Genomic DNA, 22,058 nt, shown 5'->3' with positions numbered 1-22,058 from the left:
CACATCCCCTTCGATTTGATTATATTGTACTTTCCCACTTTTCTTATGAAAATAAACGCCTAAGCTATTCATTTTTGGCAGACGGAAAAGTAGTTATTTTTAAAAAATCGGTTGAACTTTACGTCAACGTCAATGATAAAATGAAAGTATCAAAATTTTCAAATAAAGAGTTGATGCTGATGCCTTATACCATTTCTCAATTAGCTAAGGAGTTCAACGTAACGACACGTACGATCAGGTATTATGAAGAACTTCGTTTATTAAAACCTGAAAGGAGTGATTCAGGAAGGAGACTATACTCCAAGAGTGACGTCACCAGACTTAAATTAATTTTCCGCGGAAAACGATTCGGATTCACTTTAGAGCAAATCAAGGAAATGATTCACCTGTTTGATCAAGATCGAAGTGGAAGGAAGCAATTGGAACGCACAGTTGAATATGGGAACATGAAAATAGAGGAAATAACCATTTTCATTCAAGAACTGGAAACGATGAGAGCTGAAATGGAAGAACTAAGGGATGACTTCCTCAAAAAATTAAAAGAGTCAGGGGAGAAACGAGAATGAATATCTCAGAATTATTGTCTCGAAATTCCAGGAAATATCCTACACGGCAAGCGGTTATTACAGACGGCGATGAGATGACTTACAGGGAGTTGAATGAAAAAGTCAATCAGTGGGCCAATAGCTTGAAGATGCGGGGTATAGGTGTTGGGGATAAAGTGATGCTGTTCATGCCGAACACAGCGGAATTTGTCATCAGCTACTTCGCAGTCCTGCGGTTGGGGGCAATCATAGTCCCCGTTAATGCAAAGCTTTCTGCTGATGAATTAACATACATAGTCCATCACAGCGATGCCCGAGCCATCCTTGCACATGAATGGCTATGGGAGACGGTAGAAAGCATTGACCTCAGCGATCTATTATGTGTTAAGACAGGGAAGACACGAGGAGCTTGGAAGTCATTTGATGACATTTTGAATGAAGGGAGTAAAAAAGAAATCGATTGCACGATGAGTGAAGAGGATGACGCTACTATCCTTTATACTTCCGGTACGACAGGTCAACCAAAAGGCGTCCTCTTCACGTACCGAAATATTCTAACGGTTTCCATCATGATGTGTGTAGAATTTGAGATGAAACCAGAGAGCAGGATTCTTCATATGATGCCTCTCAGTCATTCTGCGCCACTTCATCTATTCCTGATAGCAGGTACTTTTGTAGGAAGCACCCATATCTTATCACCGACCTTCACCCCTGAGAATCTACTTAAGCTGGTAGAGCAAGAACGGATCACACACTTTTTCGGAGCGCCGGTCGCCTACTTATTCACATCCAAACTACCTAACATCCAAACGTATAATCTTACATCAATGAAATATTGGGTCTATGGCGGAGCACCTGTCTCCGGTGCAGAAATTGCATATATAAAAGAAAGGTTAGGGACGGACCTCCTTCATTGTGTTTATGGTCTGACAGAGGCCGGCCCCAGCGGAACCCTATTATCAGCAGATGAACACCTCAAAAAAGGAGGGAGTATCGGGAAGAGAGGGGCTCTTGGAACAGAAATTATGATTGTTAACGAAGCGGGGAAGCCAGTGGACACCAATGAAGTGGGAGAAATTCTCCTATACGGAGAAGGAAATATGAAAGGATACTATAAGGATCCGGAGAAGACGAATGAAGTCTTTATCAATGGATGGCTGAAAACGGGAGACCTTGCCAGAGTGGATGAACAAGGATATATATGGGTGGTGGACCGCAAAAAGGATATGATCATTTCCGGTGGTGTAAACGTTTATCCTAAAGAAATCGAAGAAAAGCTTATGGAGCATCCGGCTATTTCTGAGGTGGCAGTCGTTGGAGTCCCCCATCCTGAGTGGGGGGAAACTGTTAAAGCGTATGTCGTCAGTTCCCTTCCGTCGAATGAACTTTCTCAGGTATGTCATGAGTTTCTAAAGGGGAAACTGGCAAGTTATAAAATTCCAAAACTCTATGAATCATTGCATGCAATCCCGCGTAATGCCACAGGAAAAATACTGAAACAGCCTTTACGGGATATGATCCAGGAGGTGAATTCATGAGAAAGATTGAGAATTTTTATCATGAAGATCCTCATTTAAAAGAAATCCTCGAGAGCTATCTGGATACAGATTTTTTTACGTGGGCCGATCAGGAGCTGAACACTTTCGGCGAGCTTTGTGCAGGGGAAATTGATGAACGGGCCGTCCACACCGATCGTGAGGGGCAGCCTAAGCTTATTAAATACAACAGATTCGGAGAAGAGATTTCTGAAGTCTGGGTGAATGAAGGATACAAGAAAACAGTTCAACAAACATACAATCAAGGAATTGTCGGATATATTCATAAGGAAATACCCGAGCTTGGGACTAAAGGGAATTATATGTATTCTTATGCCCAGGGATATCTTTTGTCTCAAACCGAGCCAGGTTTCTATTGCCCGGTCACCCTTTCCATGGCAACGGCCCTCCTTCTTGAAAGGTATGCGTCTCCTGAGGTGAAAGCCAGGTTCCTTCCCCACGTCCTTTCAACGGGCGAAGTTGAATTATATGAGGGATCGACCTTTTTAACTGAGCGACAGGGAGGGTCTGATGTCGGCGCAAATGAAACAAAGGCCGTACAAGATGGCGAATCCTATCAGCTATGGGGAGAAAAATATTTTGCCTCCAATTCAGGGATGTGCGGAGTGACCATGGTGCTCGCTCGGATAGAGGGATCCGGTAAAGGAACAAAGGGACTTAGCTTATTCGCTGTTCCCTGGAGAAACGATGATGGTTCCCTTAATGGAATCCACATTCGAAGGCTGAAGGATAAGTTGGGTGTCCGGGCAGTGCCTTCAGCAGAGGTGGAGTTCAAAGGTGCAAACGCCTATCTCGTTGGAGAACCGGATAGAGGCATCTACTACATGATGGAAGCACTAAATCTATCCCGGATTTGTAATGCCATTGCATCGATCGGCATTATGAGAAGAGCCTATCTCGAAGCAAGAAATTACACATTCCATCGTGAAGCCTTCGGACAGCCTCTGGCTCACTTTCCGATGATTAAAGAATCCTTGACCCGCCTTGCCGCTAAACAGGAAGTGGAAACGAGTGCCGTGTTCCATCTCGTTCACCTGTATGATCGAGTCGTATCCGAAGACATTCCCACAACTGAGGAAGAGTCTGTTCTAAATCGTTTGCTAATTGCCATACTGAAGAAAGAATCAGCGGAGCAGGCGATTCACTTTTCCCATGAAGCAATCGAACTTCATGGTGGGAATGGGTACATTGAAGATTTCGTCCTTCCCCGTTTACTCAGGGATGCTCAGGTATTGACGGTATGGGAAGGTACAGCCAATATTTTAGGACTCGAAGTCCTGAGATTAATGAATAAACACCGGGCTCATGAATACTTTTTAGCCCGAATGAAAAAAGAGCTATCCCTTGTTCCGGAAGAATTCATCTTGTTAACGATTCCCGTAACAGAAGGAATTTTGAAGCTTGAACAACTATTGACACTTGTATCCACGTCCAATCATGATACACAGACCTATCATGCGAAGAGAATGGCAGAACTGATGGTCCATATATTCGAGAGTGTGATTGCACTTAAAGATGCCTATACGTTTGGCGGAAAAAGAAAACGTATGATTGCAGAAATTTTTATCGAACAAACATGGAAAAGAACAGAATGGATGGATGAAGAAATGAAATCCGTTCAATACTTCGACGAAATAGTTGGGGGGAAAGTAAGGGTTTAAATAAAAAAATCCCGGGATTTTCAACGTCCAGGGGTTTCTTTTTATTTTTCGCAGCAGCAGGGACAATCACATTCTTTTTTCGTCTTGCACGTACAGCGGTCACATGGACATTCTTTCGTTACCAAGAAAGACACCTCCTTTATACAATAAGTCATTATTCATCGTTACCAAATCACTGGATTCCATACACATATAAAAAAGAGAATACGCACGGTTATTTGTTGCGTCAACGTTCGGAAATGAGAATGTTTATGAAATTAAAAATTACAATTAATACTAAATAGTATCCATTTGTTTACAAAAAAATAAGCGATAAGGTAATATATGTAATTGTAAGAGCGAATGAATGGGGAGGAATTGCAGATGAAGAAATGGATGTTACCCTTTCTCTTGCTATCTATGAGTCTATTTATTGCTGCGTGCAGCAGTGATGAAGGTAGTACAGAGGAAAAAGCAACAAATACTGAAACAACTGAAGAAAATGCAAAGTCGGACGAGATGGAAATGAAATCCGCTCTATTAGACTTTCAAAGGGAAATCATCAACACAGTGAACGCCAATGATTCAGCTATTTACACTTTTGAATCGGCAAAAGCCAAAGAAGAGGATAAACCCAGTGCCGAAGAGATCGCCAAACTAAAAACCGACGCTGAAACTGCTGCTAAAACCGTAGCTGAAGACGTTCAGGGACTAGAAGTACCTGCTGCCCTCGATTCAAAGAAAGACGAAATTCAAGGTGCATTGGACGATCTTTCAAAATCATACGAAACCAGAGCTGCCAATCTTTCGGACGAAGCAAATGCAGAATACACAGAATCTGATGAACAATTTGCTTCATTTGAAGAAAAAATGGCTGCTGTTTATGAAGAAGCAGGATTGACGAAGCCTAGTTTTTCAGCTGATATTGTAGATTAATAGCAAAAAAAAATAGAGTAGACTCAGATTTTTGACTCATTCGGGAGAAACCTAGGTTTCTCCCGCTTTTCAGCAAAGCTGAAAAGTAGCTCGTGAGTAAAGGCAGCCAGTATCAAATGCATTTGATCCTGGCTGCCCTTACTCACGGGCTAAATGAGTCAAAAATCGTTATATATAGGACTGCATACGCATTCCTATTTTTTATGCCTTCACAAAAGTTTGCTACCGGAAACATTGTTCACCTCTTCATATTAAGATAGCTTTACTAAAGAAGGTTGCTATAGACCCACATGGGGAGGGGTTGCTATGATATTCAGGTACATATCAAATGTGGAGGATTATGATAGTGAATCAAGAAAAATATGATCAGTTGAAATTGGGAGAGCGTGGTGCAGTTATAAGCATCATTGCCTATATTATATTATCAATCATTAAATTCCTCATTGGAACATCAGCCGGTTCAGAGGCATTGCGTGCAGACGGATTGAACAATGCAACGGATATCGTGGCTTCCGTTGCGGTACTTATCGGACTAAGGTATTCAAGGAAGCCAGCCGACCAAGATCATCCATATGGCCATTGGAAAGCAGAAAGTGTTGCCTCTTTACTGGCATCCTTTATCATGATGGTGGTGGGGATACAGGTGTTATACAATGCGATCCAATCTGTATTTGACGGTAAAACCCAGGCACCGGATCTTATTTCCGCATGGACTGGTATTGGGGCTGCAATCGTCATGTACCTTGTCTATAGATACAACAAAAAATTAGCACAGAAAATTAAGAGTCAATCCCTTATGGCTGCAGCAAAAGATAATCTCTCAGATGCATGGGTAAGCATCGGCACGGTGATTGGTATCCTTGGTGCTCAATTTTATCTACCTTGGTTGGATCCCCTCACGGCAGTCATTGTCGGCCTTCTCATCTGTAAAACCGCGTGGGGCATTTTTATAGAAGCCTCCCATTACTTAACGGACGGATTCGATGAAGAGCTTATAGAATCGTACGAAAAGACCGTCCTCGATCTCCCTGGGGTTAAAGGTGTAAAAGATATCCGGGCAAGAAATTATGGAAACAACACTGTCGTGGATGTTGTAATCCTGGTAAGGTCAACCCTCGATATAAAACAGGCACATGATATTTCAAGCGAGGTAGAAGAAGAATTGATGAATAAGCATGAGGTGTATGATGTGCATGTTCATGTGGAACCGAGTTGAAAACCCTTCACTACAATAAACCGCTTCACTTCAAAAGGCCTTCTTAGGGTCTTTTTTAGGTTCAGATTCATTCCAACACTTTTTTCGAAACTTGGCATGAATATGTTGGATGATAATGGTAAAATAGAAGAATAAGAGAAGGAAAGATATACATAGGAGATGAACACCATTAAACGTTATTTTATTCAAAAACAACTCCAGCAAATACGCATTACGGAATGGGGAGCCCCTGCGAAACCTGTGATTTTTTGTCTTCATGGCTTGGGCAGTACAGGGCTCAGCTTTATAGAAATAGCGAACGATTTAGAGGAAGACTATAGAATCATTTCCATCGATGCACCTGGCCATGGAAAGACTGCCCCATTTGAACGCGGGGAAGAGTATGAAATGAATAACATGGCCGAATGGCTGAATGAAGTGATTGAGCTCCTTGAAATCGAGTCATTCTATTTCCTGTCTCATTCATGGGGGAGTTTTGTCGCCCTATTTTATGCAGCCAATTATCCCGAAAAGATCAAAGAGCTGATGTTGATCGATGGGGGTTATCAAGGAAAACGGCATTTACAACAAACCGTAGAAGAAGAAGTCGCTTATTATGAAAAAGATTTCGAACAGACTTGGGAAACATGGGAAGATTTCCTCGCCCTCGTTAAGAGTGAAACGTTAAATTGGTCCTCTTTAAAGATGGATGCAGCTCAAGATCTTTCCCTGTATCTTGACCACCAATATTATTGGCATGCCCGCGGGGAGACAGCTGCTCACATCATCCGTGCCATGCATAAAGATGAGGCGGAGGATATTTATCATAAAATAGAAAATCCGGTTTTATTATTAAGAGCATCTCTTCCTGAAAGCCTTGCTGAAACCCGTAAAAAGACAGCCGACATCTTTAAGGGAAAGGCCAAGGGAGAAGTAAAGTGCATTCCGGGTACGACCCACCTTCTTCATTGGGATCGTCCTGAAATTGTAGTAAGGGAAATAAGACAGCGTTGGAAATAAGTTAAGGAGGGAGCACTCTATGATTATATTAAAAACGATGACAGAGAACGAATATAGTGAATGGATAAAAGAGTCCATCAAGGAATATGCAGAAGAAAAAACGAAGGCAGGTAATTTTAAGAAAGAAACGTCCCTGGAACAAGCTGAGCAGGAATTTAATAAGCTTTTACCTGAGGGAAGGGAAACAAAAGATCATTATTTATTTTCCCTGTTTCATGAAGAGAGCAAGGAAATAGTAGGTAACTTATGGGTTCATTTAAATGATGAAGCAAAGGAAATATTCATATATGATATTAAGATCCATGAGACTAAAAGGGGAGCAGGATATGGGAAGGAAGCCTTAGCGTCATTGGACTCGTTTGCAAGGGAAAAAGGGATCCCGAAAATATCCCTCCATGTATTCGGTCATAACAAAACAGCTCTATCTTTGTATCAAAAAACAGGTTATGAAGTAACAAATGTGTTAATGTCCAAATCGCTTTAAAACAAAAGGGCACCTGTTCATTCGGTGTCCTTTTCTACATAGAGGAGGATCTTTCACCATGACAGCTGTAAAAGAAACATATCATATTAACGACAGTTATTTCATTATTGGAGACGCAGGGATACTGATTGTTACTCTCATCTGAGTCTTAGTATTTCTTTACATATTTTTAAGGAAAAGAAGGTAGTGAGTCATGAGAGAAGTGAAATACGCTCAATTATCAGATCTGGAAGCGATCGTTGCGATTGATCAACAAGTCATCGGGCATGCAAACAGAAGGGGAGAAATCGAAAGGGCGATAAGGGAGCAAGCATGTCTGGTCATCAAAGAAGGAAACCTTAAGGGCTTTCTCTTATTTCATACCGAGTTTTTTGAGAATGCGTTTGTCTCTCTGATCATCATTGTTCCTGAGGAGAGAAGAAAAGGGTATGCGTCTTCCCTATTAAAATACTTTGAGAAGATTTCACCAAGGAAAAAAATCTTTTCATCTACTAATCAGTCAAACAACGAGATGCAAAAAGTTTTTCATAAGAATGGCTACTCTCTAAGCGGAATGATTGAAAACCTGGACCCTGGAGATCCCGAGCTGATTTATTTTAAATATAAAGAGAATCATTAAGAATGGGGGAGAGGCAATTGATGATCATATTTTTAGCTGTGTTTCTTCTTATCTTCTCGTTTGATTTCACGAAATTCAGGAAGCAGAATCAGACGATGATCGAGCAGAATGAAAGGATCATTTCACTGCTTGAAGATATCAAGAAAGAAAAGTCCTGACAACAATGGCTCGCAGACGCCTGCGAGCCATTCTTCTATTCAATTGAAATATAATCTTCATCCACGCTTTCAACTCCCTGGTCAAACGTAAGTTTTGTCTTGAACAAGTAACGGACGCCATCTTGAGAATAAGGGACTCCTTGGGGAATCCGGTAGGTGAATGACAGTTTATTTCGTTCATCTGCCCTGATAATATCCGATTTTAATATAGTGGTCGAATCAATGAGTTTCTCTTCTTTTCCGTTCTTATCAATCATCACTAAATCACATTCAACCCGCCTCAGTTTTTGCTCGATGATGCCACCTTCTAAAAAGAAGTAACCATGCAAAAGCTCTCCTTGTTTAAATGAGGTTTTAGGCAGCACAAGATCAATATTCGCTGACCCGACACCGAAGAGGGACATGTATTTACGCAATATCATTAGGCATGCTCCTTTTTAGCAGTATAGTTCTTATCGATTTTTTCTTCGATTTTGTCCATCTCCCGTCGATTCCTTATGATTTCTTCTTTGTTTTCTTCTATTAATTGAGAGAGGTTGGTTTTTAATTTTTTCATTGTGCATTACTTCCTTTCAGAGTGAAATAATAAAGAAAAGACCTTTACCAATGGAGGTAAAGGTCTTTTCTGGACATATATAAGCCTTCACCAACTGGTAAAGGTCTCGCTAACAACATGGTTGTCAATAAAGCCGAGAGCGTGCACTCTGTAATGACGACTTTATTGTTACAGCTACTCCCCTTTAGGAGAATATGAAATTATGACACAATCATAATTGAAACACGGATGGATGTCAACGGATATGAGAACCTTGTATCATTTCATTATGTAAGACTCCATGCAGGAATCTTCAGGACGAAAAGAGAAGTAGTGGTTAGGATGAAAAGGAAAAAGGAGCTGGTTATATGTATGAATTGAAAACAAAACAAAATGATGCGAGCGTCATAGAATTTATTGAGGGAGTGGATAACTCCCAAAAAAGGGAGGATTCATATAGGTTACTGGATATTTTCAGTGAAGCAACCGGCTTTGAAGCAAAGATGTGGGGGCCAAGTATAATTGGATTCGGTTCTTATCATTATAAATACAACACAGGTCACGAGGGAGATGCTCCATTAGTGGGGTTTTCACCGAGAAAGGCCAAGATGAGCTTATATTTTGCCACAGGTGACTCTGAAAGAGAGAAACTTCTGGAGTCATTCGGGAAGCATACATCCGGTAAGGCGTGTGTGTACATAAATAAAGTAGCCGACATTGATGAATCGGTGTTAAAGCAATTGATTCATCAGTCTGTGGCCTTTTTACAAAAAACATATCCTGACAATAATTAAGTTTTTATAGGGAATCAGTCTCGTTCATGAGACTAATTCCTTATTTTTTTTGACTGAAAGCTTTTTATTTGTATTATAAGATAATATCCTATAATATTAATCTTGAATTAAGACTATCACGGTTCGAGATACATGATTTCAAATCATGTCTAAACCTTGATAAGGATCATTTCACATTCAGAAAGGGACGATTCAACATGACGAAGGTATTATATATTACAGCACACCCACACGATGACACACAATCTTACAGCATGGCTGTAGGGAAGGCATTTATCGATACGTATAAAGAAGCAAATCCTGGTCACGAAGTTGTTACTTTGGATTTGTACAAAGAAAATATCCCACAAATCGATGCTGACGTATTCAGCGGCTGGGGCAAACTGCAATCGGGTAAAGGATTCGAAGAACTTTCTCAAGAAGAGCAGGCAAAAGTTGGCCGACTTGGCGAATTATCCGATCAGTTTGTCGAAGCTGATAAATATATTTTCGTTACACCATTTTGGAACTTCTCATTCCCTCCAGTAATGAAAGCATATATTGACTCTGTATCAGTGGCAGGTAAAGCCTTCAAATATACGGAGCAGGGCCCGGTTGGACTTCTGACTGATAAAAAGGCTCTTCACATTCAAGCACGTGGAGGGATCTACTCAGAGGGGCCTGCAGCCGCAATGGAAATGGGACACCGCTACTTGGAAGTGATGATGCAATTCTATGGCGTTCCTTCATTTGAAGGATTATTTGTAGAAGGACATGCAGCCATGCCTGATAAAGCGGCTGAAATCAAAGAGAATGCCATTGCAAGAGCAAAAGATTTAGCACAAACATTTTAATAATAGAGAGGGAGTCAACGATTATGTTGGCTCTTTTTTATTTCCGTTTATTTGAACTTTTTTAAAAAAACACGAAACTCCAGTCACGTTTCATTCGTATAGAGAGAGGAAAGGGAGTGGAAAAAATGAAGGATCAGGAATTTATTGATATTGTGTTAGGCGAAGATGAATCACTCGCAGCACTGTTGCAAACGATTGTGAACCAAAAGAGGGAAGAATTAGGAACGCATTCCGTTTACGTTCAAGAAGTTATATCTACATACGACAGTGCCTTTACGGTAATTCTTGAAATCAGCCGCAGTACTTACTAAATGGAAGAGAAAAACATCTAAAAAGAGACCCCGGTACTGTACCAGGGTCTACAGTTATCATGCATTATCTTTTTATAAACATTTGAGTCCAATAATGACCGTACGATCCACCCTTCACATATCCTACTCCAATCTCTTTATAAGTTGGGGAGAGGATGTTTTTTCTATGACCTTCGCTGTTCATCCACGCTTCTACCACTTCAGATGGAGTCCTTTGACCTGCAGCGATATTTTCTCCTGCAGCCTGGTAGGAAATCCCGAAGTCCTTCATCATTTGAAATGGAGATCCGTATGTCGGGGATGTATGACTGAAGTAGTTCTTCGCGATCATGTCTTCCGACTTATAGCGAGCGACACGGGACAACTCCCAATTTTCCTTCAACGGGGGTAAACCCACTTTAGAACGCTCCATGTTTACGAGTTTCACTACTTCATATGTATAACTTTCAGCAGTGGCATTTGCTCCTGGGATATTCAAGCTTTGGCCAGGATAAATCATATTCGGGTTACTGATCCCGGGGTTTGCTGAAATCAGCTCGGATATTCCAACCTGATGTTTAACGGCAATCTTCCACATCGTATCCCCATAAGTGACCGTGTAGGTACCGGCTGCGGAAACGTTGGAAGAATGACCAAATCCAATGACAAAAGTGACAGACAACAATAAGATAGATAAAAGTTTTAAAGTTTTCATAGTTCTATTGAAATATAATTCTGTTAATTTTAAAACAGGTAGTTGTTACCACTTTGAAAAGAAACCCGTTCAATCAACACTTAGTAAATATTACTAGGGTTATAAGACGGTTACTTTATAATCAGAAAAGAACAAATATATCCCATATTATGGTCGTCCTTTGATATACTTATTAGTAAAGATGTTTAACTGATGTTTAGATATCCGAGATACATACTAAAGGAGTGTAGTGAATGAACTGGTTGAATTGGAACGACCTCTTAGCCCCGTCCAATCCATATGCGGCCGTTTTATTAGGGCTCATCCTCACCATAGTGGTTGCCTTCAGTATATGGGTTGAAACGCGACAAATACGAATCCTTTTTATTGCAATTCTCTCAGGCGGTTTAACCACCATCATCGGAGTCGGACTCCTTACGATGGTCGGATTCTATTAGGAAGGATGAAATGATATGAAATCCCTTTTCTTAGTCATATTTGGCGCCATCCTGGGATGGGGAATCACGGGTTTTTTCACGGAAGGTTTTGAAACAGACTATCTGTTTATCCTGATCATAGGAATCGTGATCGGACATAGTATAGGGAGGAGAAAGGAAAAAGAAGAATTTACAGAATCTATTTGAAAGGAATGTCTGTTTTTTTAAAAAGACAGCAAACTATACTTATATGAAGCGTTTATCATTGGAAGGAAATGATTTATTGTTTTTTGATTTGGATGAACTCTTCATCCATGGAGGGAGGGAGGGAGGCTGCATATGATAAGACCATCACCGATTGAAGCCGCGAAGCTTTTCATACATGAACAATTCCCCGCCTGTCAAGCGGCACTTCTGGGAGGAAGTGTTGTGAGAGGAGAAGATACACCAACATCGGATCTTGATATTGTCGTCATCGATGAACACCTCCAAACCGAGTACCGTGAATCCCTTATTTCCAACGGATGGCCGATAGAAGTGTTCGTACATAATTTGAAAACACTCCGTCACTATTTCCAATCGGACTATAAACGGGCACGCCCCTCCTTACAAAAGATGGTGTCAGAAGGAATTCCACTCATTGACCACCCAATCATCGACACAATCAAGTTAGAAGCAAATAATATGTTGAGGGACGGACCTCCTGAATGGTCAGCAGAGACCATTCGAATGAAGAGATATTTTCTTACGGATGCCCTTGAAGATTTTATCGGTTCGACGAATAGAGGGGAAAGTATTTTCATTGCGAACTCCATAGGGGAATCACTTCATGAGTATGTGCTCAGGACGAATCATCATTGGATAGGCTCTTCAAAATGGATAATCCGTGCATTAAATGAGTATGATCCGCAATTTGCCAAGGAATTTATAAATGCTTTCGAACGATTCTATAGGGAAGATGACAAAATGGAGGTTGTGAGTTTGGTCGATTCTGTTCTCCAAAAGCACGGCGGGAGATTATTTGAAGGATATTCGGTAGGAAAAGATAATCAAACGAGTTAACATTCAAAAGCCCTTCCGAATAGAAGGGCTTACTTATATATCATTATACTAGAATCTGAAATTCATCGTGATCGACGCTGTTGACACCATCGTCAAAGACAAGTCGGGTGACGAACTTATAAGAAACCTTCTCACTGCTTGGTGGAAATGCATCGGAAAGTCTGCACGAAAAGTGAATGGTGCGTTGTTCGTTTGCTTTCATCGTTGATGAGCTTAATATGGTATTCTGATGAAGAACAGAAGAACGTTTATCATCATATTGTAAAAGATCTGTCTCAATCCTCTTTAATTTCTGCTCTACCCGACCGCCGGTGAGTTCATATTCACCCTTGATGACATCTCCTGGTCGAAACTCCTTCTTATTCAATACCACATCAATCTTTGTAGCTCCAATTCCGAACCTGCACATCAGTTTGCTAAACATAACAGCCTTCAACCTCTCAATCATCTAGTTACCAATTCTACGCATTAAGGAGAGCTTTGGTTTCATTTTTATTGCTTTGAATACGACTATATTCTAAAAGAAACGGAACCCTTTTGTCTATACTCCTTCTTCGACATTTTTCGCAGTTTCCTAAACCTCACACATATGCATATCCCTATATTTCCCCATCAATACCCAATGAAGTAAGTTTAATGGGTTTAATTCCATATAGAGGTAGAAATATAGTCGAAATTTCTATAAAATAGGACTAGAACATTATCATATTTTGGTAAAATACGAGCTTAAAAGGGGTTATACAAATTGAAGGAAAAGAAGAAAAAGAAAAAAACCCATGTCCCATTGAGAATGAATCTATTGTTTATTTCGGTCTTTTTTCTATTCTCACTTCTGATTCTTCGTCTTGGAATTGTACAAATTGTGCAGGGAAACCATTATGAAGCAGAAGTCGCAAGAACTGAAAATGTCAAATCCCATAATGGAACACCTCCTAGAGGGAAAATTTATGACCGATATCGGAATGTGATCGTCGACAACGTTCCATTGAATGCCATTACATACACGAGAACGCAAACGACGAAGCCTAAAGATATGCTGAAGGTAGCTGAGAAATTGGCTGAACTGATTGAAATGGATACAAAAAAAATTACAGACCGTGATAGGCAGGATTTCTGGCTGCTCACTCATCCTGATCAAGCGGTAAAGCTTGTTTCAAAAGAAGAAATAAAGAAGCTCGAAGATGATGAAGAACTGGCGGAGGATGAGAGGAACAAAAAGATTTACGAAATGCAGCTTGAGAGGATCACTGAAAAGGATATCAACTCTTTTTCCAAACAGGAGGAAGAAGTAATGGCCATTTTCCGTGAATTCAATACGGGATATGCCCTGAGTCCACAGATCATCAAAAATAAAGATGTATCTATGGAAGAGATGGCAAGGGTGAGTGAACGATTATCTGAAATGCCCGGTGTGAACGTCACTACAGATTGGGAAAGGAAGTATGTGAATGATAGTACATTGAGGACCATTTTAGGCAGGGTTTCCACCTCCCAGCAAGGACTGCCGAGCGAACTTGTAAAAGAATATAAAGCTCAAGGGTATGCTTTGAATGATCGGGTCGGGACGAGTTATTTTGAATCTGAGTATGAAAATATACTTAAAGGACAAAAAGAAGAAATCGAATACATTACGAAGAATGGAAGCGTCCTTGATACGCAGCTTGTAAGCGAAGGACATAGTGGTAAGGATGTTGTGTTGACAATTGACTTGCAGCTTCAGAAAGAAATTGAAAAGATTGTTGAAGAAGAACTTAGCAAACAAGCCTCGAAATATTGGGAATCCCCGTTCCTGGACCGCGCGTTCGTCGTCATGATGGATCCGCACACAGGTGAGATTCTCTCCATGGTAGGAAAGAAGTATGGTAAGGATGAAAATGGAAAGACGGAACTCCAGGATTATGCATTAGGTACTTATACTTCTGAGTATGGAGTGGGATCTGCTGTAAAGGGTGCTACTGTGTTGACGGGGTATATGACTGGGGCGTTGAATGTTGGGGATGTTTTGTATGATGAGGCAATTGCCATAAAGGGAACCCCCGTTAAACGATCATGGTTTAACCTTTCAAGAGGACCCATGTACTTAAATGATATCGATGCACTGGAGATTTCTTCAAACGCGTATATGTTTAAAACAGCTATTAAAATTGCAGGTGGTGTATACAGAAAGGACCAGCCAATTGATATGGATCCAAAAGCGTTTGATACTATGCGAAATTATTATAGTCAATTCGGGCTTGGTGTGAAAACGGGCATTGATCTCCCGGGAGAAGTAGAGGGATTAAAAGGAACAGAACGGGAGCCAGGTAAGTTAATGGATTTCGCTATTGGCCAATACGATTTATATACTCCCATGCAGCTTGTTCAATATGCTTCCACAATAGCTAATGGAGGTTTTAGGATGGAACCTCATTTAATGAAAGAAATCAGGGAACCGAGTCAGGAAAGAGACAAAGTTGGACCATTGATTTATGAGAATGATGCTAAGGTTTTGAATCGGATCGATGCAACCGAAAGACAAATTCTGCAAGTGCAGAGAGGATTTTATAAGGTTGCACATGGGAGCCAAGGTACTGCCAACAATTTCAGAAACGCGCCATATGATGCAGCAGCTAAATCTGGTACGGCTGAAGCATTTTACTATAGTCCAGAGCAGAAAAAACAATTTGATACTTATAATACGACTTTAATTGGATATGCACCATATGATAATCCGGAGATAGCTTTCTCTGTAGTACTACCATATTCACACCAAGACAAAGATCCATACGTAAACAAAACCATCGCTAAACGCGTCATGGACAAATACTTCGAACTAAAAAAGCAATATGAAAAACAAGGCTATTACAACTCTTCAACAGAAGAGAAAGTTCGTAATGCTGACCAGCTTGAGAAAACAGAAGATCCGGAAACAACAGAAGAATAATAACTATTAAATATGAAACTTGCCGCTTCTTCAAACGTATATATAGGTAAGGAAAGCTATCCTAATGGAGGTGTAGTGCAAATGCTATGGTGGATTATAGGCATTGCCGTTATTTTCGGTATTATTAATGGGCTTCTTAGACGGAAATTCTCCCAAAATACATTTGAAGCAGGTAATCAAAACGAACGGCAACTACAGGAAGAAGAACGTGTGAAAGCGAGCAGTTGGTTTAACGGGGGACAGTGATTGAAAAATGTCAGGAAAAGCTTCCTGGCATTTTTTTTGACAATATTGACGACTGTTCCTGAAACCAATATATAAAGATAAATGAATCTAATTTTAAGGGCAATCGAATGCCTTCAATGCTATTTAAAAATGAACAAGGAGAGAAGAACGTGATCAAGTCAGAACATGATATTTTTGAGCTCGTTAAAAAGGATACATGGATGATGAACATCCTTAAAACTGCACAAACTCTTAATCTTCCCGACTGGTGGATCTGCGCAGGGTTTGTAAGAACGAAAGTGTGGGATACACTGCATGGGTATTCAAACAAAACGAACTTGTCGGATATTGATTTGGTATACTTTGATGCTACAAATGAACATTTTGAGAAATACGTAGAATCCCGATTGAAGGAGGAAGCTCCCTCCGAACCGTGGTCTGTGAAAAACCAGGCAAGGATGCACATCAAAAATGGAGAAGAGCCATATACCTCCACGATTGATGCAGTATCCCGTTTTCCGGAAACCGCTACCTCTATTGCTCTAAAGCTGAATGAGAAGAATGAGCTTATAATCGCAGCGCCTTGGGGGATAGAAGCTTGATTTCTCTACAAATAAAGCCGACTCCACCATTTAAAGAATAAGAGGCACTGTCTTCCATATATAAAAAACGAGTGCTGGAAAAACAATGGGATACAAAATGGCCAAAGGTGAAAGTTCATGGTATCTGAATTGAGGGACGGACCTCAATTTGGAACTTTATGTCGGGGGTGAACCCTTGGTATGAAAGGACTTTCTTACATAAAAAGAGAAATTATTGAGGTCCGTCCCTCAAAGGAAAGGAGAAGGTTATGTCTATTAAATATTGGTCACAGATAGGAATCGGATTGCTTGTCCTCGGTTTTTCGACTTTGGTTAGTTGGTATGAGGGGAGTGCTTTGTTGGATCATTCCTGGGAGTGGAGGTATTCGGCTCCTTTTAGTGAGATGGTTCATGGAAGTGTGACTGGTTCGAGTGATATTGTAGCCCTTGATTTCTTTGTATATGCGGCGAAGTTCACGCCACTCTATCCGGGGATGATGATAATCAGTACCAGCTATCTTTTCATACTGATTGGGTTTAGGTTATTCAAACAAACAGGATTCCGGATTTTCCTCGCTCTACTTGGTGCGATCTATATTACGTTAGGTGTTATCATTTCCTCATCACCTACCGCGGGTGGGAACACATTGTTCTGGTTGTTCCTAGTGGTGGGATTATTGATGATAGTAGCAGCTTGCGTCATTCACGTAGTTCCATTCTTACGATTAAGAAGGCCTTACAACCAATAGAGGGACGGACCTCAAAATCGCACAATATTTCAGGGGGGATTCCTTGTTTTAAAGCATTTACAACCTAAAATAGAAAGATTTTTGAGGTCCGTCCCTAAACCGTAACGTTTAACTGTACGGTTTTATTAAAATGCAGTATACTACTTTAGAGGTGATAACTTGGGAAGTTGTATCGGATAGGCGAGCTGTCGAAGTTAAGTGAAGTATCAAAGCGAACGATTGATTATTACACGAAAATGGGTTTGTTAAAATGCGGCAGGTCCCGTAATAATTATCGATATTATCATGAAGAGGCATTAGCTGACTTAAAACTGATTGAACAATGTCAGCAGATGAAAATGACCTTACATGAAATCAAAGATCGTATGATTTTATTGAAATCAAATCAGGTGGATCAATCCGTGCTTGAAAAGCAGGTAAAACATATACGAAATGAAATGAAGCATTTGCATAATGAATTGCATGAAGTCCTGCAGGCGATGGATACATTAGGGGATGAAGATAAGAAGCGCATGTTGAAGCAGGTTTCCCCACAGGCTTTAGCCTTATTTCAAACATTAATGGTTTTTTCTGGTTAATCCAGCATAATAGATAAGCAACTACAGGAGAGTGACTTTTTTTTGGACGATATACCACTGAATTCATTAGTATTACTGGGAGCATTAATCCTTTTATCTGCCTTTTTCTCATCGGCGGAAACGGCTTACTCAAGCGTAAATAAGATCAGACTTAAGAATTTCGTAAGTGAAGGCAGAAGAGGAAGCATTAAAGCGCATTATATTGCTGAGAATTTTGACAAAGCCCTGTCTACGATATTAGTTGGAAACAATATCGTGAACATCGCGGCAGCTAGTATTTCAGCAAAGCTTGCGACAGATATTTTCGGAGGGAACACGGGTCTCGTCATCAGTACGTTTGTTATGACGCTGTTAATTCTGATTTTCGGAGAAATCCTCCCGAAATCATTGGCTAAAGAAAACGCAGAAACGTATTCCCTGACCATATCCGGCGTGCTTTTTTTCTTAATCAAGGTCCTTACACCGATCAACTTCTTTTTTATTAAATTAAAGGAGCTGGTATCGAAATTCTTCTCGAAAGATCACGAGATGCCGTCTGTCACAGAGGAAGAGTTAAAGGTGATGCTTGATATTAGTGAAGAAGAAGGAGTCATCGATAAAGAAGAAAGGGAGCTGATCCATCGCTCCATGGACTTTGATGATATCCTAGCTACCGAGGTCCTGACTCCCCGTATTGATGTCAAGGCCGTTGAAGTGAATCAGCCGATTGAAGAAATCAAAGAAATGTTCTTTGAAGAACGTTTTTCGCGGATTCCTGTGTATGAGGATCATATAGATAATATTATCGGAATTCTCTCGGAAAAAGAGTTCTTTACTCACTTGATCAAGTTCGGTGAAGTAAGCATACGTGAATTGATCCGCGAGCCAATGTTTATTTTTGAATCTGTTAAAATCTCTTCCCTTCTTACTAAGCTTCAAAAGAACAATGTGCACATGGCCATTGTAGTGGATGAATTTGGTGGAACCACCGGAATCATCACCCTAGAAGATATCCTGGAAGAGATTGTAGGGGAAATCTGGGATGAGCAGGATGAGAAAACTCATTCCATGAGGAAAATAAGCGATAAAGAATATCGATTCGATTCCCAATATCAATTGGATGAATTTACAGAGTTACTCGACGTACCAGAGCCTGAAAGCTCTTACCATACACTTGGTGGATGGGTCGTTGAAAGCTTCGAAGACCTCCCATCAGAAGGTGATAGCTTCGATTATGAAAACTTAAAGGTGAGCGTTGAAGAAGTGGATAACCGCCGGGTACGCACAATCAAAGTGGAAATCTTAGAAGAAAAAACCGGAGACCTGGTTTAAAATACGTTAAAAAAACAGGCTTAAATGCCTGTTTTTTTATACGCAATCGAAAGGAGCTGTAACATGCGTCAAGAAGAAACGAAAGAGGTCCTCTTAAAGGAACTTGAGATGGTCAATGAATGGGCAGGTGATCAAAAAGGATTGTGGTTCTGGGAGAAACTCGGCAGGATTCCATTCATGATTCTTGATCGGATCACCCCTCAAATGGTACATAATAAAATAGGTCAAGCCTTGGATGAGATAGGAAGCTACATACAAAAAGGCGGGAGTCATCTCACAAGTGAGAAGGAAGTCTTAAATCGATTCATCAAAAAAACAGGAGAGTCTGATTTAACCCTAAAGAAAATAGGCACGCTTCCCCTTAACTATATGGATGAAGTGAGTGAAGGAATTGTGGATTTGAGGAAAAAGGTAGCGATGACTCAAGGTGCCACTACAGGGATCGGTGGTTTTCTGACATTAAGTATCGATATCCCATTCATTCTGGGTATATCACTTAAAACCCTTCAAGAGATTGCTCTGTGCTACGGTTATGATCCCAATGATCAAGAGGAGCGCATTTTTATCATCAAATGCCTGCAATTTGTTTCATCGGACATTGTAGGTAAACAAGCCATTCTTCAAGAACTGGAGGACTTTAATGGGGAGAAGAAGGATAAAAGAGAGCAAACCCTGTCCAAGCTGCAGGGGTGGAGGGAAGTGATGATCAGCTTTCGTGACAACTTCGGATGGAAAAAACTCTTTCAAATGATTCCCATCGCCGGTATTCTCTTCGGTTCCTTCATCAACAAATCCATGATCAAAGACATAGGAGAGACCGGTCGCATGCTCTACCGTAAAAGAAGGATCCTCGCGAAACTGGAAGAGGGACGGACCTCTAATTAACATACTATTTCCATGAAGAATTCAGGTTTTATGTGGATTCTTAATCGGATCGGGAGCATTTATAGAGGTCCGTCCCTCTATAAATGAAATAAAGGGACCTCCACGTGGAAGTCCCTTTTTCTTTATTCTTCTTCGTTCTTATCTTTATTAAACCAAAGCGGCTCATCATTATCCACTTCGCCATTGTAGTTAATAAGCAGTTCTTCTCCGGCTTGAATATCTTTATAAGCATAAAAGTCGAAAGTATGATTATCAAAATTGATTTCGTAAACTGTATTCGGTGTATATGAATGGTTGAACAACATTCCGTATCCCAGTAGAAGTGCTGTGTGGTTGATTCCATATTCAAATACATAATCCGCCAGGAACGTCTTCTCAATATGTTCATGTTCCTCGTTTGGGTATGGGATGACTGGTGCTTCGTGAACCAGCTCTCCTTTGGCTATATCTCTTTTTGCAAAAACTCCACGATTAAGATCTCCGTCGCTAAGAGACGATAGTTTCACTTCGATCATTATGCCACCTGCTTTCTAAATCCTTGACTAAATTAGTTTGACACGAACGGGATAGAAAAGCAAACACTAAATCTAACCCGAACAGTAAGGTTGGCCTGTCCGTTAGAAGAGATTACCGAAAAAATCCTGGATACCACGTGCACTTCGGACAATCCAGCTCGCTTTCTTAACGGATTCTGCAGCATATACATCCACTTTATAATCGGAGGACTTCCTGTCAAAGATATATTCTTCCTTTTCATTTGTATCGATAACCAATTCACCGATTTTTTCTCCTTTTTCAATAGGAGCTTGAAGGGACCCATCCTCGTTGACTTTTTGTTCATCGAGATTCAGTGAGGTTTTCACCTTGTCTTTCTCCTCATCCGTTAAGCGGAGAGAGAGGGGTTTGTCGACCTTGATTGTCACTTCCTGCTCTTTCCCGTTCGGAACCGGTAGGGTGTGGTTCTTTTTCTTTTCGATGCTGTCCAAGTCATAGGTTACAGTCTTAAATTCATCAAAACCGTAATCGAGGAGTTCTCTTGCTTGAATAAATCGCTCTGCACTGCTTGGCTGTCCATACTCATCCTTGGCGTCAAGAATGACAGTAATGTAACGAACCCCATTTCTTTTTGCCGTCCCGGTAAAGGTGGAACCGGCGAATGGAGTCGTACCCGTCTTCAGACCGTCTGCGCCCTTGTAGTGATAGGATTTCCCCTTTAATAGACCATTTGTGTTTTTCATGACCAGTTCTTCACTCGTCCCAGGTCTGAATACTTTAGAAGTGAGACTTGAGGTTTCCAATACTTCCGGAAAATCATGAATGAGGTAATAGGCAAGAGTTGCCATATCTTCTGCTGATACCACATTTTCATCATTCACATCGGTTCCTTCAGGATACATCCCCAGCATATCGTAGTTACTGAGCCCCGAAGAATTGACGAATTGATAATGTTCAAAGCCAAGTTCCTTCGCCTTGGCATTCATCATCTTCACAAATTTCCCTTCAGAGCCTGCCACCACCTCAGAAAGCGCAATCGCGGCACCATTGCCGGACTTGATGACCATGGCATCATACAATTCCCTTACCGTATATTCTTCATCTGCTCTCAGTGGAACATTGCTTAATCCGGGGGCATTGGCTAATTGATATACCTTATCGCTTACTTTATACGTTTGATCCCATTTTATTTTTCCATTTTCAATCGCTTCTAATACAAGGTACTCTGTCATCATTTTCGTCATGCTCGCAATACCGAGTGCCTTGTCTTCATGTTCACCATAAACAATCTTTCCTGTATCTGCTTCTACTAATATTGCAGCATCTGAATTGATTTCAACTGTTGATTTACCATGCGCCGTCTGCTGAAAAGGCGTCATGGCCATAAATGATATCATCAAAACCGCCAGGCTTTGTTTCACCGTCTTCTTTTCCAAAATAGTACCTCCATAAAACCAATTTTACGCAACCAAATCATTCTACCATACAAACCTCCCAAACACCCCAAAACCCG

At 40.7% G+C, this 22,058-nt stretch carries 28 protein-coding genes; 22 read left to right on the top strand and 6 right to left on the bottom strand.

Annotated elements, in window-relative coordinates; translation table 11 throughout:
• The first annotated feature begins 179 nt into the window (after positions 1–179).
• The 9 genes from ATG71_RS15710 (at position 180) to ATG71_RS23450 (ending at position 8,153) form a co-directional block, all read left to right on the top strand.
• Positions 180–566 (top strand): MerR family transcriptional regulator, encoded by a 387-nt coding sequence (locus tag ATG71_RS15710; protein ID WP_179886563.1) that lies wholly within the window; start codon positions 180–182, stop codon positions 564–566.
• Entirely contained in the window at positions 563–2,083 is a 1,521-nt protein-coding gene (locus tag ATG71_RS15705; protein ID WP_098440387.1) for a class I adenylate-forming enzyme family protein, read from the top strand. The genes ATG71_RS15710 and ATG71_RS15705 overlap by 4 nt, the downstream gene beginning before the upstream one ends.
• Complete coding sequence (locus ATG71_RS15700) at positions 2,080–3,762, top strand: acyl-CoA dehydrogenase family protein (protein WP_098440386.1); 1,683 nt, start codon at positions 2,080–2,082, stop codon at positions 3,760–3,762. Before ATG71_RS15705 ends, ATG71_RS15700 begins: the two co-directional genes overlap by 4 nt.
• Before the next feature lie 363 nt (positions 3,763–4,125).
• On the top strand, positions 4,126–4,677 hold the full coding sequence (locus tag ATG71_RS15695; protein WP_098440385.1) for a hypothetical protein: 552 nt from the start codon (positions 4,126–4,128) through the stop codon (positions 4,675–4,677).
• Positions 4,678–5,023: 346 nt separating this feature from the next.
• A complete protein-coding gene (locus tag ATG71_RS15690; protein ID WP_098440384.1) occupies positions 5,024–5,893 on the top strand; it encodes a cation diffusion facilitator family transporter in 870 nt (289 codons plus the stop codon).
• 168 nt (positions 5,894–6,061) lie between these two features.
• Entirely contained in the window at positions 6,062–6,892 is an 831-nt protein-coding gene (locus tag ATG71_RS15685) for an alpha/beta fold hydrolase (protein WP_098441865.1), read from the top strand.
• 19 nt (positions 6,893–6,911) lie between these two features.
• A complete protein-coding gene (locus tag ATG71_RS15680) occupies positions 6,912–7,376 on the top strand; it encodes a GNAT family N-acetyltransferase (protein ID WP_098440383.1) in 465 nt (154 codons plus the stop codon).
• 193 nt (positions 7,377–7,569) lie between these two features.
• A complete protein-coding gene (locus ATG71_RS15675) occupies positions 7,570–7,995 on the top strand; it encodes a GNAT family N-acetyltransferase (protein ID WP_098440382.1) in 426 nt (141 codons plus the stop codon).
• A gap of 20 nt (positions 7,996–8,015) precedes the next feature.
• Positions 8,016–8,153, top strand: a complete 138-nt coding sequence (locus ATG71_RS23450; protein WP_179886561.1) for a hypothetical protein — start codon at positions 8,016–8,018, stop codon at positions 8,151–8,153.
• 35 nt (positions 8,154–8,188) lie between these two features.
• Here the strand turns inward: ATG71_RS23450 and ATG71_RS15670 are convergent, their stop codons facing one another.
• Both ATG71_RS15670 and ATG71_RS15665 read right to left on the bottom strand, forming a co-directional pair.
• Complete coding sequence (locus tag ATG71_RS15670) at positions 8,189–8,575, bottom strand: sporulation protein (protein WP_098440381.1); 387 nt, start codon at positions 8,573–8,575, stop codon at positions 8,189–8,191.
• Positions 8,575–8,709: an FbpB family small basic protein gene (locus ATG71_RS15665; protein WP_098440380.1), complete on the bottom strand. Its 135-nt coding sequence runs from the start codon at positions 8,707–8,709 to the stop codon at positions 8,575–8,577. The genes ATG71_RS15670 and ATG71_RS15665 overlap by 1 nt, the downstream gene beginning before the upstream one ends.
• A 347-nt stretch (positions 8,710–9,056) precedes the next feature.
• Between ATG71_RS15665 and ATG71_RS15660 the strand changes: the two genes are divergently transcribed.
• The 3 genes from ATG71_RS15660 to ATG71_RS15650 all read left to right on the top strand — a co-directional run bounded on the left by ATG71_RS15660 (position 9,057) and on the right by ATG71_RS15650 (position 10,626).
• Positions 9,057–9,482 carry a DUF1801 domain-containing protein gene (locus ATG71_RS15660; protein WP_098440379.1) on the top strand — a complete coding sequence of 142 codons (426 nt, stop codon included), beginning with the start codon at positions 9,057–9,059 and terminating at the stop codon, positions 9,480–9,482.
• Between the two features lie 197 nt (positions 9,483–9,679).
• On the top strand, positions 9,680–10,315 hold the full coding sequence (locus tag ATG71_RS15655; protein WP_098440378.1) for an FMN-dependent NADH-azoreductase: 636 nt from the start codon (positions 9,680–9,682) through the stop codon (positions 10,313–10,315).
• Between the two features lie 125 nt (positions 10,316–10,440).
• On the top strand, positions 10,441–10,626 hold the full coding sequence (locus tag ATG71_RS15650) for a hypothetical protein (RefSeq protein ID WP_098440377.1): 186 nt from the start codon (positions 10,441–10,443) through the stop codon (positions 10,624–10,626).
• Between the two features lie 64 nt (positions 10,627–10,690).
• On the opposite strand, the gene safA is transcribed toward ATG71_RS15650, so the two are convergent.
• Positions 10,691–11,320: a SafA/ExsA family spore coat assembly protein gene (gene safA / locus ATG71_RS15645; protein WP_098440376.1), complete on the bottom strand. Its 630-nt coding sequence runs from the start codon at positions 11,318–11,320 to the stop codon at positions 10,691–10,693.
• Between the two features lie 233 nt (positions 11,321–11,553).
• On the opposite strand from safA, the gene ATG71_RS15640 reads away from it, so the two are divergent.
• The 3 genes from ATG71_RS15640 to ATG71_RS15630 all read left to right on the top strand — a co-directional run bounded on the left by ATG71_RS15640 (position 11,554) and on the right by ATG71_RS15630 (position 12,798).
• On the top strand, positions 11,554–11,757 hold the full coding sequence (locus tag ATG71_RS15640; RefSeq protein WP_098440375.1) for a hypothetical protein: 204 nt from the start codon (positions 11,554–11,556) through the stop codon (positions 11,755–11,757).
• A 15-nt stretch (positions 11,758–11,772) separates the two neighbouring features.
• Positions 11,773–11,943, top strand: a complete 171-nt coding sequence (locus ATG71_RS15635; protein WP_098440374.1) for a tRNA U-34 5-methylaminomethyl-2-thiouridine biosynthesis protein — start codon at positions 11,773–11,775, stop codon at positions 11,941–11,943.
• Between the two features lie 132 nt (positions 11,944–12,075).
• On the top strand, positions 12,076–12,798 hold the full coding sequence (locus tag ATG71_RS15630) for a nucleotidyltransferase domain-containing protein (RefSeq protein WP_098440373.1): 723 nt from the start codon (positions 12,076–12,078) through the stop codon (positions 12,796–12,798).
• Positions 12,799–12,841: 43 nt separating this feature from the next.
• Here ATG71_RS15630 and ATG71_RS15625 read toward each other — a convergent pair whose 3' ends face one another.
• Complete coding sequence (locus ATG71_RS15625) at positions 12,842–13,222, bottom strand: sporulation protein (RefSeq protein WP_179886560.1); 381 nt, start codon at positions 13,220–13,222, stop codon at positions 12,842–12,844.
• 366 nt (positions 13,223–13,588) lie between these two features.
• On the opposite strand from ATG71_RS15625, the gene ATG71_RS15620 reads away from it, so the two are divergent.
• The 7 genes from ATG71_RS15620 (at position 13,589) to ATG71_RS15595 (ending at position 20,050) form a co-directional block, all read left to right on the top strand.
• A complete protein-coding gene (locus tag ATG71_RS15620) occupies positions 13,589–15,721 on the top strand; it encodes a peptidoglycan D,D-transpeptidase FtsI family protein (protein ID WP_098441864.1) in 2,133 nt (710 codons plus the stop codon).
• 81 nt (positions 15,722–15,802) lie between these two features.
• On the top strand, positions 15,803–15,967 hold the full coding sequence (locus ATG71_RS23445; protein ID WP_179886559.1) for a hypothetical protein: 165 nt from the start codon (positions 15,803–15,805) through the stop codon (positions 15,965–15,967).
• Positions 15,968–16,116: 149 nt separating this feature from the next.
• Positions 16,117–16,548 carry a nucleotidyltransferase family protein gene (locus ATG71_RS15615; protein ID WP_353616286.1) on the top strand — a complete coding sequence of 144 codons (432 nt, stop codon included), beginning with the start codon at positions 16,117–16,119 and terminating at the stop codon, positions 16,546–16,548.
• Between the two features lie 248 nt (positions 16,549–16,796).
• On the top strand, positions 16,797–17,276 hold the full coding sequence (locus ATG71_RS15610; RefSeq protein WP_098440371.1) for a YjdJ family protein: 480 nt from the start codon (positions 16,797–16,799) through the stop codon (positions 17,274–17,276).
• Positions 17,277–17,443: 167 nt separating this feature from the next.
• Positions 17,444–17,854 carry a MerR family transcriptional regulator gene (locus tag ATG71_RS15605; RefSeq protein ID WP_098440370.1) on the top strand — a complete coding sequence of 137 codons (411 nt, stop codon included), beginning with the start codon at positions 17,444–17,446 and terminating at the stop codon, positions 17,852–17,854.
• A gap of 42 nt (positions 17,855–17,896) precedes the next feature.
• A complete protein-coding gene (locus ATG71_RS15600) occupies positions 17,897–19,165 on the top strand; it encodes a hemolysin family protein (protein WP_098440369.1) in 1,269 nt (422 codons plus the stop codon).
• A gap of 63 nt (positions 19,166–19,228) precedes the next feature.
• Complete coding sequence (locus ATG71_RS15595) at positions 19,229–20,050, top strand: EcsC family protein (protein WP_098440368.1); 822 nt, start codon at positions 19,229–19,231, stop codon at positions 20,048–20,050.
• A 122-nt stretch (positions 20,051–20,172) separates the two neighbouring features.
• Here the strand turns inward: ATG71_RS15595 and ATG71_RS15590 are convergent, their stop codons facing one another.
• Together ATG71_RS15590 and ATG71_RS15585 are read right to left on the bottom strand one after the other, a co-directional pair.
• Positions 20,173–20,565 carry an SET domain-containing protein gene (locus ATG71_RS15590; RefSeq protein WP_034759385.1) on the bottom strand — a complete coding sequence of 131 codons (393 nt, stop codon included), beginning with the start codon at positions 20,563–20,565 and terminating at the stop codon, positions 20,173–20,175.
• 102 nt (positions 20,566–20,667) lie between these two features.
• Entirely contained in the window at positions 20,668–21,981 is a 1,314-nt protein-coding gene (locus tag ATG71_RS15585) for a D-alanyl-D-alanine carboxypeptidase family protein (protein WP_286163032.1), read from the bottom strand.
• Positions 21,982–22,058: the final 77 nt, after the last annotated feature.

The organism is Bacillus sp. es.034 (assembly GCF_002563655.1).
Lineage (GTDB): Bacteria > Bacillota > Bacilli > Bacillales > Bacillaceae_B > Rossellomorea.
The sequence above is the reverse complement of the archived record's forward strand: the minus strand, read 5'-3'. Positions and strand labels throughout refer to the sequence as shown.